Here is a 12,660-nt window from a genome sequence, read left to right as displayed (position 1 = left end):
TTGTGGCGTGCATGGGACACCTCTTGGGTGGACACCAGAGGCGTCCCGTTCCTCACGGGAGTCAGTTGCTACTGAACTCTAGAGGACTTTGCGACACGACCAATAAATTGGGCCTCCCAGATACGATTCTCCCACGCTCTTGCTGTCTCGTCAGTCTCGCTTTCCTGACGGGATTGCTTGTACTCTTGACGGGTCTGGAGTGTCAAATCAACCTCCTGTTTAAAGGTAAGTCCACGAATCACCTCGATACGGGCCATCGTCCGGTCAACAATCAAGTCAAGCTCGCTCTGATTGAGGCCGTCATTTGGCTCGACAGAGAGATCCTGCTCGTAGCCAATTCCATCTATCTCACCGACCCCGGCTTCAAGCTGTTTCGGCTCATCCGTGGGGAGAATAGAGCCAGTACACCCTGCAAGCGTCACAGCGAGAACGATGACTATCAGGGCACGACGCATATCCGGAGTTTGGTGTCGACAACTAAAAGGGCACAACTTTTCTGTGCGTGACACACCAACAGTGACTCACCGATGAACTTCGACCCGGACCGGACGGCAGTCGTCATCGTCGACATGCAAAACGGATTCTGTCACCCTGATGGAAGCCTCTATGCGCCACCAAGCGAGAACGCAATCGAGCCGTGCAAAGAACTCGTCGACAGAGCACGGGATGCCGGAAGCCACGTCGTTTTTACAAGAGATGTCCATCCGCCCGACCAGTTCGAGGACGCTTACTACTACGACGAATTCGACCGCTGGGGGGAACACGTTGTTGAGGAGTCTTGGGAGGCACAGTTAGTCGAAGAACTCTCGCCTGCCAAAGAAGACCTCGTTGTTGTCAAACACACGTACAATGCTTTCTATCAGACGCAACTCGATGGCTGGTTAGATGCTCATGGTATCGACGACCTCGTGTTCGCAGGCACGCTCGCGAACGTCTGTGTTCTTCACACCGCAAGTGCAGCGGGATTCCGTGACTACCGGCCGGTCGTTGTCGATGATGCGCTCGGGTATCTCGAAGCAGATGACCAAAAATACGCCGTCGAACACGCCGACTGGCTCTTTGGCGAGCGCAAAACATTGACCGAGGTTCAGTTCGAGTAGCGTTACCCTTGGCTCGGTGGTCGTGTGTTTGTCTCCTTACAGAAGAATCATTCTGGAGAGGTTTATGGACGCCCCGTGTTACCAGTTAGTTGTATGAGCGAATCCGGAGTAACTGACAACCTGCTTGAAGAGCTTGCGACCCTCCCGACGCTAGCACATCCGACAGCATCTCCTAGCGGCGACGAGGTTGCATTCTACTACGACATTACCGGACGGAACGAACTACACGTCCTCGACGTCGAAAGCGGTGAGATGACACAGTGGAGTGAGGGAGAAGTCCCGCGCAACGCTCGTTGGCCAGTTGACTGGGCGGCTGATGGCGACAGCGTGTTCTTCCACCTCGACGACAATGGTAACGAGCAAAACGACATCTACACAATTTCACGAGACGGAGACGTCGAGCCTATCATCGAAATGGATGGACAAGTCTCTGTCAACGATATCGGCGATGATGGCGAGACAGTGATTATCAGTTCCAGCCGGGATGGCCAGATGAACCTCTATCATCACGACAGACCCTCCGGCGAAACCACGAAAATAACCAACTACGACCGTGCCGCTTCTGGAGCCAAGCTATCGCCCGACTGCGAGCATATCGCTTACTCAACAAACGAGAGCGAGGACTTCGACAACCGCGACGTGTACGTGGCAAATGCTGACGGCACTGACCCTCGAAATCTCGAAGTTGGAGACACCGGTGCAGAGTCAGGTCCCGTCGACTGGGGACCTGATGGCGACCGACTGCTCGTAAGTGATAACTCTACGGACTTGGGTCGGATTGGCGTTTACGACCTCGACTCGGAGGAAGTCTCTTGGCTCGGTAAAGGCGAGTACGAAGAAGCTCCGAAAGGCTTCATGCCTGATGGCGACCGTGTCCTTGGTTATCGTAGCCGTGAAGCTGAGGTATCCCCGCTCGTCTACGACCTCGAAACCGGCGAAGCGACTGAGTTCGACCTCCCCGATGGTGTTGCTGGCTTCGGAAAGGACGCGATTCTTGACGAAAACAGAGTTGCACTGACGTATACGACCCCGACTAAGCGCCCAGAGCTTCTTGTCTACAATGTCTCGACACACGAGTACGAGACGCTTGTCGAAGCTGAATACGGTCCCTTCGACCCTGCTGATTTCGCTGATGCCGAGTACTTTACCGTCGAATCTGATGGCGTGCCTGAAACGCCACAGGCAGCCATCGAGCACGAACCTTACGACGAATTCGAAATCGGGGCATTGCTCTATGACTCCGGTGAGCGTCCTTCGCCGCTTATTGTCAACCCACACGGTGGACCGCGTTCCCGTGACGTCAAAGGGTTCGACCTCTACACACAGGTATTGGTTTCGCTTGGGTTTTCGGTTCTGAAGGTGAACTACCGCGGGTCGACGGGGCGCGGGCGCGAGTTCGTCGAGGAACTGTTCGACGACTGGGGCGGCGCAGAACAGGGCGACGTTGTGATCGCTACCGAGCACGCACTCGACGAGCACGAGTGGTTGGACGACGAGCAGGTTGTGGTCTTCGGTGGCTCCTATGGCGGCTTTTCGGCCTACTGGCAGATGGTTCAGTATCCCGACCTCTACGAGGCTGGTATCGCTTGGATTGGCTTGACTGACCTCGAAGACATGTATGAGAATACGATGCCTCACTTCCGGACAGAGCTAATGGAGAAATATCTCGGTACACCCGAAGAAAGCGCCGAGATTTATGAAGCACGCTCGCCTGTCAACTACGTCGAAAACCTTGACGCACCGATTTTCGTCCTCCACGGCGTCAACGACCGACGTGTTCCAGTCTCACAGGCTCGTATCTTCCAAGATAGACTGGACGAAGCCGGCTATGAAGAGGGTGAAGACGCTGATTACGAGTACAAAGAACTTGGCGAAGAGGGACACGCCTCGTCGGACCAACAACAGAAGCTCCGGACGTTCAAATCGCTGGCTGACTTCCTCGACCGCCGTATTGGTACCAGCCCGAAAGCGATGGTCGCAGACGACTGATACAGACGGCCAGTTGCCTGAGTCGAGACGCTGATCGTCCAAGTAACGTCAACCCGCGCAACGAAATTATTGTATTCCTCTCAGGCGATGAGAAGAAAGTAATAGGTTGTTAAAATCATACGGTCTCACGCTGTTTGCCACATAGCGAAACACTGTCTGTATTATAACACTCGGAGGCGGTATCGTTCGGCAGCTTTTTCATCAGTGATGCGTCCTGCTTCAATTGCGGTATCGAGTACATTCGTGACGAACTCTTTGGGTACCTCGACGCCAATGAAATCGTCGCCATCTCGCCGGGTAGTCAACCGTGCCATTGTTCTATCTGTCCCATCATCGTTGTAGATACTCCCGACACGCTCGTCGTCGCGCAAGAACCGGAGGGTTACGTCGGTTGGTTCGATGGTTTCGAAGGAAACTTCAAAAACCCGGTCATCGGCCTCAATCCGTGCAAGCACAAATGCATCCCGCTCAGTCACCACAGTCTTCATGTCGCTTGCTATGTGCTCAGGCTAGTTAAGCTCAGTATTGGTGACTATTTTCACACTTTCTGTCTGTGCTTTCAACACAGTAGCTCAGTCGAGAGAGACAGTTGAACAAAACCTACTGATAGATTACGGCTTGACTGTCCGTACTCGAACGCCGTCCAGTTTGTGTCATTACGGCCCGATGACGAGACGGTACACTACTGCAAGTGGACGCACAATCCGGAGAACGAAATCGGCAATAACGAGATCGCGACTGTGGTTTCGGTCGTAGAGGTACAGGACAATCGGAAAGAGCAAACAGAGAAAAAAGAAAACGGGCATTATTGGTTCAATCTTTTCTGTCTCGACGAGTGAGAGCCCAAATAGAAGAAACGTCATCACAACGCCGCTGATGCCAAGAGCGAACGCTGCCCGAGTTATTTCAACAACGAGAGTGTACTGGAATGTATCGGCATCTCTATTCTCTGAGACAGTTTTCGGTGTGTTTTCGCTCATGTTGTGATATTCTGGCCAGACGTGTAAATATCGGCTTGCGCATTTCACGCGCTGAAACTAGCCGTACAAAAGAGCCATCCCCAACAGAGTAACACAATGACGGCGACGGACCGCAGGTCATCCGCGTTCCGGCGGACAACCCGCGGTCCAGCCTTCGTATCGTGCTCGGGCTCGATACAGCAATGGACGTCAAGCACGGCCAGCGACTCTGTATCGGTCAGTGTCGTTGCCTTGATTGTTTTGGCGCGCCGGCCACGGCGCCGGAGATAGTACTGTGAGGTCTGGTTATGTTCGAAGAAGGAGCTGTCCAGTGTGACGTGGCCAGACGTACATCACATACCGATCCAACCTCAGCCCATTCAAACTCCCGACAGCGATACTTGGTGGACTTGGTTCAGCCGGTGGATTGGTTGTAGGTGGCGTGACAGAAGTAGACCTGTTAGGGGGAGCAACACTCCTGTTCATCTCTGTTATCTGGTTCAGTTTAGCCGTAATCGAACGAGATAGGGATGAGAGTCTCTATGAATAGATAAAATCATAAAGACAGGACAGGTCTAATACCCGACCCTGGCGTTCCAAATCCCATTCCGAGGAATAAATAATACACTGACACAGTAGCTGCTGAAGAGTGATTACGGGGCCTTGTGTTTATATGGAAATGATTTCTGTGCCACGTCGGGAACAAATTTATTAATTATCCGTCAAGATTAATCACAATGGAAAGGGAAGTGCAATCCTCACTCAATTGGCAAGAGTTAGCCCAAGCGCTTCCAGGGGGTGTCGGGATCCAGCAAGGTGGGGAGATGGAGTACGTGTCGCCGGTATTCGCAGAGACTGTCGGAACCGAACGAGAGGTCCTCCAAGGCTCTCCGTGGGAGCTACTGTTTGAACCGAGAACAATCGAACAGGTACGGACTGCGCTGGGAACCGTTCGGGAAGACGATCACTGGCAGGGAGACGTGTGGATCGGGAGAACTGAACGGGTGTACGTCGAACTCACGCTCTCGTACCGAGAAGACAAAAGTCTCATCGTCTGGTCAATCGCCGAAAAGAGTCCAACTGAAGAGACCGATCCAGCAAATCCGGAGCGACTTTTGATGGGAGAACCCTCTAGGCTAGGGCGAACTGTTCTCAGCACCATCGACGATGTCGTGTATGTCATCGGGGACGATGGCCGTTTCTGGTTCTGGAACGAACAACTGGCTGAAAAGACGGGATACAGCTACGAGGATATCGGGGAGATGAATCCCCGAGATTTCGTTCCGGAGGATCAATACGAATACGTCCCTGGACTGATGCAGGCAATCGAAAGTATTGAAGACCGGCGTGTCAGAGTCGACATCCTCACTGCCGAAGGTGAACGCATTCCACATGAGTTCAGTGGGACGTCGTTTGAGAGTACCGAAACGGGGCGCTCGTTCAGATGTGGGATTGCGCGTGATATCTCTGCTCGTCTTGAACGAGAGCAGAAAATTCGGCGCCAGCGAGACGAACTCGCGACGCTAAACCAGATCAACTCACTGCTGTTCGAGACCACACAGGAAGTGATCCGGACGGGTAACAGGGGGCCGATTATGCAACTCCTCTGCGAGCACGCGGTGGAAACTGACCTCTATCAGTGTGCCTGGGTCGGTCAGCGTGAACGTGGAACGGACCGACTTACAGCTGTCGCCACAGAAGGGTTCGAGAGCGAACCCGGAACGGTACAGGTGGACCCATCAGCCGAGAGTGATGAAAAGGGAATAATAGAGCAAGCAGTAGACACAGACAATCCAGCAGTTTCGATCTGTCAGAACCCCTCAAGGAAACAACAGTGGGAAATCACAGAGAGTAGCGGCGCCGAGGCATTGGTTGCCGTCCCACTGGACCACGGTGATGCGGTCTATGGTTGTCTCGTTCTCGGAACTGAACGGGCGAACGCGTTCAATAGTCGGGAGCTAACGGCACTGGAAGTTCTCGGTCATCTACTCGGAACTGTGTTGCATGCTGCAAGAACGCAGCAATTGGTGTTTGCGAGTACTGTCGTCGAACTCGAATTCGAGGGTGCACCCGGAGATCCGTCGCCAATGTTCCCTGCCACCAGTTTCGAGGGGGTTGTTACCCTCGAAGGGTCCCTCCCGAACAGCGAGGGGTGGCTTCTCCATCTCTCTACCGAGGGGGTCCCACCAAACAAGGCCGCGGATTCGATTCAGGCGTGTACAGAGGTTAGACGTACCCGAGTCATCACCAATGGCTCAGAGTCAGGCCGGTTGGAAGTTATCCTCTCATCATCGCCATTACTCGACGTTCTTACTACCACCGGTGCATCCCTACAGGAAGCGACTGTAAGTACGGACGAGACACGATTTGTCGTGACAGCGCCAACTGACGCCGACGTTTCACATATTGTCGACCGTGTGAGCAAAGAGTGCCCTGAAGTGGACCTATTGGCGACACGTGAGCGAGCACCTGACCAAATGACGAACGCACAACCGGACGGTCTACTCGACGAGCTAACGCCCCGTCAGCGGGAAGTGCTTGAAGTTGCCTACAGGGTCGGTTACTTCTCTTGGCCACGCGAAAGCACCGCTGAAGAGGTAGCGGAGGCACTCGGAATTGCACGCTCGACCGTACACGCCCATCTCCGCAAAAGCGAACTGAACATCCTATCAGAACTCTTTGAGGCCCCGCCAGTGAGGACTTGAGTTGAAATTTTGCGACCGGTCGACTTGATGATCTAGCGCAGTCGGTCGGCAAGACCCTGCTTGTATGCTACGTTGTGGGAGACACGACCAGTGTAGCGTTCCGATTTATAATCAGCATCCCCCAGTATACCATTACTGATGTCAGAAAACAGTCGTAAAACTAGTCGACAGAAGAACAGTTCCGCCTCGCAGCGAACAAACCGACGGCGAGTCTTGAAGACAGTCGGCGCGTCAGTCGTGGTATCCGGTTTGGCTGGCTGCTCGGGCAACGACACCGATACCGGAGACGACGATGGCACCAATGCAGACGGGGAAAGCAATGATGACTCCGCCGAGTCAGAAGATACCAGCGGGGACGATACAAGTAGTGGTGACTCGGGCGGAGGTGGAAGCAACAATGCTGAGGACGAGGACCCCGAGGATACACAGTCCGGAGATCAAGATAGTTCCGAAAACGAGGGCGGAAACGATGAAGAGTTTGTTCAGGAGTCCATGGGTAGTGTGGGCAGAGATGATATCTCGGAACTCGAAATCGTTGCGTGGGAATCTGAGGTCACCGATATCGAGTTCAATGTCCGGGTAGCTATTCGAAACAACGGTGATCAGCAAGCAGATGCACGGGAGTACACCTACCAAATTGTCCCATACGACGAGAGCGGGACGGCGTTAGAGACTACTGGCGATAGCGTCGCGTATCCGACCACAACGGAAATAGGTCCCGACGAAGTCAGTTCTGTGGAGGCTACACCAGCCATGGATGCCGATCCCGAGGAGGTCGCGTCCTATGAGATTCTGTTACATTGTGATGGTCCCTTTGCCGAGGGAGTCTACTGCTCATCCTGAGAGGAACAGGAGTTACCTCACGACGCTGAGAACCAATCGCGGGGAAGAAAACAAGCCGACTGTGATCCCTTCCAAGCGATTTCAGCAGTCTCAGCAGGCCTGCCCGGGTGTGCCGACAGCGCCTATGTCAGAGAGGCGATCAACTGTAAACCGATGTCAGAAAATTCGAGTTGCCCGAGCAACACGAGCGCCAGGAAACCACCCACCGCGAGTGCGGCTAGACCGAATATCAAAGACAGGAGGCCACCGCCAATGTACCGCACGACCGTCCGTGTCTCCGTCGTATCGGAGACGGAGAACGTGTCCGTCTCACCACCGTCACCGATGTAGAACCGTACACTGTCCGGACCGTCTCCCTGAGCGTCACGCTTCTGCCCGAAGACGTGTACGTGATCTCCGGGTGCCAGTCGTCCCTCGTGCCGCTTGCTCGTCGAGGCATCTACTGGTCCGACATCTATCTCGGAGCCTCCTGAGACCTTCTCTACGTCCAGCGAGACGGTCGCCCCGTCCGGATCGACGGCCACACTCCCAGTCTCGTCAGTCACGTAGAACGGTTGGACCTCTGTGCCGCTATCGACGGTCTCCCATTCGGTTCCTTGGTCGCCGGTCCGGTTTTCCTCATGCACCTGGAGCTTGTACTCGTGGACTACCGCCTCCGTGTCGGTGTATTCGGTGGTGAGCAACTCGTCTTCGAGTTGTTCGACTTTCCCCTGGACCTCGACGACACCGTCCTCGTACTCGACGTCCCCTGCATCGATAGGGTCGTTCTGCCAGATGATCCACCCTCTCTGTAGCTTCCCCAGTGCTTGGTAGGTGATGTACGCACCGACGACAACGAGGGCGAGCGCTACGGCGCCGACGACAGGTTGTGGGATTTCAGTCATTGTGCAATGTTTTGTCTGATAGTATCAGAAGGAGGTTGTCTGTGCAGGTTTGTCAAGGACGTACCAATCGCCATCGTTTGTCGCAGGGAGAAGAATCTGTGGCACATCTTCCGAGCCATCATCAGCCTGATATTCAAAAGTCCCTTCGACGAGGTGCGTCCGTTCATCACTATTAACTTCTTCGAGCACCGCTTCGCTGATCGAAAAAACAGTCAGTTCTTCGTCTTCAAGAGTCTGGATGTCGATGTCTTCGGCGATGATTTCGCCTTCGAGAAATTCAACTTCGAAATCATCGACGTATTCGGCGGGATTCGGTTCGAGATCCGACGCCGGATGGACCAACTCACTGGCGGCTTCGGCGCTGTTTGCCGTGTAATACGCCTCCACAACTGCTATCGAACTGCTCTGTTGAGCGCCGCCTTGGGTACTCTCAGTGCTTTCGTCGTTCCCCTCGCTGTTTCCGTCTGTATCGTCAGCATTGTCTTCGTTGCTATCGCTGTCGTTACTCGAGCAACCAGCTACTCCGGTCATCACAACCGACGCACCGACTGCTTTCATCACTCGACGCCTGTTCACTCGTCGCGTTGTCTTCCCGCTCGCGTGCTCGCTCTCCGTACGATCCTTTCCCGACATCTGTCATCGGTACTGTCGAATACCCGGAATATAAATCACGACGCTACAAGAGTCGTGTCCGTACCTCTCTGTGAGGGCAATAAGCAAGCAAGGACAGCCACCGGTCAACCACGGTCGTTCCACTTTCAGCAACTACTAGTGAACCGCCTCGGGATCAAGTCCTAAGGCACTCACCTTGTTCATCTATAGAGGAGGACGTGCAGAAGGGTTCTCATAGCTCAACGATTGGACTGGTGATATCACCTCCCCGCTCATGGTTAGCGATGACGACAGCTATTTTGTAAACGTATCTTCCAACTCGACGGACAATTGAGCCAACAGCTACCGACGCAGTTCTGGAAGACCTTGCTACCGACGTTGAAGCAACGGGAGTGAACATACTTCCCCAAGATAGCTATATTTACAACAGCGCTACGCTCTGGCGCTATACTCCCAGCGAATTAAACGTTTCTCACAGTCTCTGGGTAGACAGCCTCAAGCGCAGGCTTTTATATATGAGGTCCAGAACTGAAGGTGATGAAACATAGCAGAAACCAACGGACTAAGCGGCTGCTACTTTCGTTATGTGTGATATTTTTGCTTTTTTCGTGTGTTTTTGTTAGCGAAGTGGCAGCCGACACTGACTCTGAGATTTCCACAGACAGTAACTACACAGTTGCGGCATCGGTCGTCGAAAGCGACATTCCAGATCCACCAGCGGACACCCTGGGCTGGGAGAACGGTGTATGGGCCAACGCTACTCTATCAATCGACCAGTCGAACGGTATCAACCAAACAGAGCTAAAGGCGGTCGTCGCGCGGACGATGGCAAGAGTTGAGACGGTCCGAGGCATCGAGTTCGATCGCACTCCCCCGGTCCGAGTAATCTACCAGCAACAACAGCGTAACGAGACCGACGAACAAAACTACAGTGAAACATATCGAACGCAGCTAAACACACAGTATGAATCACTGTTCTTGATTAACCAGTCTCAAAACGCTGTTGAATCTCGGCGTGTGTTGTTTGGCAGTGGTGTTAGCGCGTATTACAGCCCCGAGAGCCGTGATGTAACGATGATTTCGCCAAACGCTTCGGTCCTGCAGATACAGGAAGGTGTCCTCTCACAGGAGCTATTCCACGCACAACAGGACAATCAGTTCACTCTGCCGTGGGTTGAGACAATTGAGGAACGGAACACGCGGAACGGCTACGTCGAAGGTGACGCTAACTACGTCCAAAACTTATACGAACAACGCTGTACCGACGAATGGGATGAGACCTGTTACCGGCCCGAGCGGAGCGCGAGCCCGCAGCTGTCAGGTCTGAATGATGGAATGCACCGGTTGTTCCGGCAACCCTATGAGTCTGGGTATGCGTTTGTCCGTGAGCGTCACCAACAGCAGGGCTGGAAGGCGGTAAACACGCTCTATGAAAACCCACCAGCAAGCACTGAGCAGATTATTCATCCTGCGGCGTATCGCGAAGATGAGCCGACAAGTTTGACGATAACGGACACGAGTTCTGAAGCATGGAAACCACTCAAAAATCGCAGAAAAGGAGGTGAGCGCGTCACGAGTTCGGTTGGTGAAGCCGGGTTATATGTCTCGATGGTCTCTCCTGCAATGGAGATGAGCGAACCAGGATATATAATCCCAAGAGAGAACCATCTGATTGGAGGTTTCCGTGATGCAGTGCAGCTTGGGTACAATCATTCAGTCACAGCTGGGTGGGACGGTGACCGATTGCTCCCATACGTCACAAGCGAGGGCGATAAGACAGGGTATATTTATAAGACTCGCTGGGACAGTCACTCTGATGCTAAAGCGTTCCACAGGGCCTACCGGAAGCTACTGGCATACCACGACGCCAACGCAATCGACGGACGGGCCAACACATACCGGATTCCACAACAAGACGGGTTCACAGACGCGTTTTACGTAGAACGGAACGGTAGCCAAGTCCGAGTTGTCAATGCACCGACCGTTGATGCGCTCCAGGCGGTGGCTCGTGGTGCTGCACCGTCTGCAAATGAGTCTCAGACTGTGGAACCGTGGCAACAACCCGAACAGAAATGGCAGACTGCGGTACCCGGTCGCACTTCTGACTTTTCAGCTGCGGCCGATGGAATGCTTCACCTCGCTACTCTCAATGGAACCATCCGTGCGGTGAACGAAACGACAGGCACCGCTGTCTGGACACACCAACTGAACGAGGGCATCATTGCTACGCCAGCGGTGGTAAACGGGACTGCCTACGTCGGGACAACTCAATCGACAGTGATTGCACTCGATGGGCAGACTGGGGCAGTCCAGTGGCAAAAGAATATGAGCGGGAGTTTTATCGGAACACCGAGAGTCGAGAACAACACAGTGTATGTTGGGTCCACTCGCTCGAGAGTTGCCGCTCTCAACGCCACAACGGGCGAGAAACAGTGGATACAGTCGACCGATGGTCCCGTCACCGCTAGCCTGAAAGTTACAAACTCGCATGTCTTGGCAAATAGTCGAGACAGTGTGTCAGCATTCAATCAGTCGACCGGCAAGACCGCCTGGAACATGACTGTCAACGGGTCGGTTCTCACTGCACCGATGGTTGAAGATGAGATGGTCTACGCGGCAAGCTTCAACGGCCAAAATCGGAGTAGCCAAATCCATGCTGTCGACGCGGTTGGCGGTGAGAGACGTTGGAGGCAAAAAGTAAACGGAACCGTGAGTTCACTCACGGAAGTAACTGCTACCAGAGTATATGCCGTTAAGCGAGGTGTTACATCCGGTGCAACAACGTTGCTCTCGTTCAACAGACAACATGGAAGCCAGCACTGGCAGGTCACGCTGAATGAGTCGGTAAGCACAGTATCAGTCTCCCCAACAGGAACTGTCTACGCTGGAACGTCTGGTGGTCAACTCCATGCAATTGATGTAGACTCCGGAGAATATCGGTTTACGAACGACATCGGTGGCAGTGTGACGAGGCAACTGGTGGTATCGAATAACACCCTCTATGTCGGTAGCGACGCTGGGCTACTGATGGCACTCAACGGGTCAACTGGCGACCGGCAATGGACGTTCGTCACTAATGGATTACTGCCAATCACTCCAATAGCGACGGATGAGCAGGTGTACGCACAGACCGGAAAAAGCATATATAGCCTCGAATCGGCCGATAAAGGAGGTGATTCTGAGGTAAATAATCGAGATGAAACGCCGTCAGAAACAACACCGAACTCTGCGGAGCAAACACAGACCCCGAGCAGCACAGATACTGACTCAGAGACCGACTCTCCGGCGTCGACAGATGTTGACAACAGTACGCCAAGTACAGACGATAACGGTCCTGGCTTGGGACTCGTGACGGTGGCGGTCGCTCTTTTGGCTGTAACGCTGGTATCGGTGCTCAAAGGGCGACACTAACGCCAAAGGTGACGGTGCGGTAATGCTCCAGCTGACGGACATGCACGAAAATATGCACGGACTTTCAGAAAGTCAAGCGCCTGTCTGTAACGGCAGGCTCTGGTACTGACAAGGCTTCGTATCGGTCAGTATCGACACAAAAACCGACAGTAGCAGG

Annotated in this window: 10 protein-coding genes and 1 pseudogene; 5 read left to right on the top strand and 6 right to left on the bottom strand. The window is 53.7% G+C overall.

The window, feature by feature from the left end; all coding sequences use genetic code 11:
- Nucleotides 1-68: 68 nt before the first annotated feature.
- Nucleotides 69-455 (bottom strand): hypothetical protein, encoded by a 387-nt coding sequence (locus N5098_RS04550; protein WP_267636516.1) that lies wholly within the window; start codon nucleotides 453-455, stop codon nucleotides 69-71.
- A 72-nt stretch (nucleotides 456-527) separates the two neighbouring features.
- Between N5098_RS04550 and N5098_RS04545 the strand changes: the two genes are divergently transcribed.
- Entirely contained in the window at nucleotides 528-1,100 is a 573-nt protein-coding gene (locus tag N5098_RS04545; RefSeq protein ID WP_267636515.1) for a cysteine hydrolase family protein, read from the top strand.
- A gap of 93 nt (nucleotides 1,101-1,193) precedes the next feature.
- Nucleotides 1,194-3,089: a S9 family peptidase gene (locus tag N5098_RS04540; protein ID WP_267636514.1), complete on the top strand. Its 1,896-nt coding sequence runs from the start codon at nucleotides 1,194-1,196 to the stop codon at nucleotides 3,087-3,089.
- A 161-nt stretch (nucleotides 3,090-3,250) separates the two neighbouring features.
- Here the strand turns inward: N5098_RS04540 and N5098_RS04535 are convergent, their stop codons facing one another.
- The 3 genes and pseudogenes from N5098_RS04535 to N5098_RS04525 all read right to left on the bottom strand — a co-directional run.
- Nucleotides 3,251-3,577 (bottom strand): hypothetical protein, encoded by a 327-nt coding sequence (locus N5098_RS04535; RefSeq protein ID WP_267636513.1) that lies wholly within the window; start codon nucleotides 3,575-3,577, stop codon nucleotides 3,251-3,253.
- Nucleotides 3,578-3,745: 168 nt separating this feature from the next.
- Nucleotides 3,746-4,069, bottom strand: a complete 324-nt coding sequence (locus N5098_RS04530; protein WP_267636512.1) for a hypothetical protein — start codon at nucleotides 4,067-4,069, stop codon at nucleotides 3,746-3,748.
- Between the two features lie 101 nt (nucleotides 4,070-4,170).
- Nucleotides 4,171-4,395: pseudogene (locus N5098_RS04525) on the bottom strand (IS5/IS1182 family transposase); the annotation flags it as partial.
- 390 nt (nucleotides 4,396-4,785) lie between these two features.
- Between N5098_RS04525 and N5098_RS04520 the strand changes: the two are divergent.
- Both N5098_RS04520 and N5098_RS04515 read left to right on the top strand, forming a co-directional pair.
- Nucleotides 4,786-6,753: a bacterio-opsin activator domain-containing protein gene (locus tag N5098_RS04520; RefSeq protein ID WP_267636511.1), complete on the top strand. Its 1,968-nt coding sequence runs from the start codon at nucleotides 4,786-4,788 to the stop codon at nucleotides 6,751-6,753.
- Between the two features lie 249 nt (nucleotides 6,754-7,002).
- Nucleotides 7,003-7,596: a hypothetical protein gene (locus N5098_RS04515; protein ID WP_267636510.1), complete on the top strand. Its 594-nt coding sequence runs from the start codon at nucleotides 7,003-7,005 to the stop codon at nucleotides 7,594-7,596.
- Nucleotides 7,597-7,718: 122 nt separating this feature from the next.
- Here the strand turns inward: N5098_RS04515 and N5098_RS04510 are convergent, their stop codons facing one another.
- Entirely contained in the window at nucleotides 7,719-8,480 is a 762-nt protein-coding gene (locus N5098_RS04510; protein ID WP_267636509.1) for a GIDE domain-containing protein, read from the bottom strand.
- Nucleotides 8,481-8,504: 24 nt separating this feature from the next.
- Nucleotides 8,505-9,113, bottom strand: coding sequence for a hypothetical protein (locus N5098_RS04505; RefSeq protein ID WP_267636508.1), 609 nt, complete (start codon nucleotides 9,111-9,113; stop codon nucleotides 8,505-8,507).
- 606 nt (nucleotides 9,114-9,719) lie between these two features.
- Here N5098_RS04505 and N5098_RS04500 point away from each other — a divergent pair.
- Nucleotides 9,720-12,503: an Hvo_1808 family surface protein gene (locus N5098_RS04500; RefSeq protein ID WP_267636507.1), complete on the top strand. Its 2,784-nt coding sequence runs from the start codon at nucleotides 9,720-9,722 to the stop codon at nucleotides 12,501-12,503.
- Nucleotides 12,504-12,660 lie beyond the last annotated feature (157 nt).

Origin of the sequence: Halovenus rubra, assembly GCF_026586665.1 — an archaeon.
GTDB lineage: Archaea > Halobacteriota > Halobacteria > Halobacteriales > Haloarculaceae > Halovenus > Halovenus rubra.
Note: the sequence above shows the minus strand (reverse complement) of the source record. Positions and strands in the feature narration are given on the sequence as shown.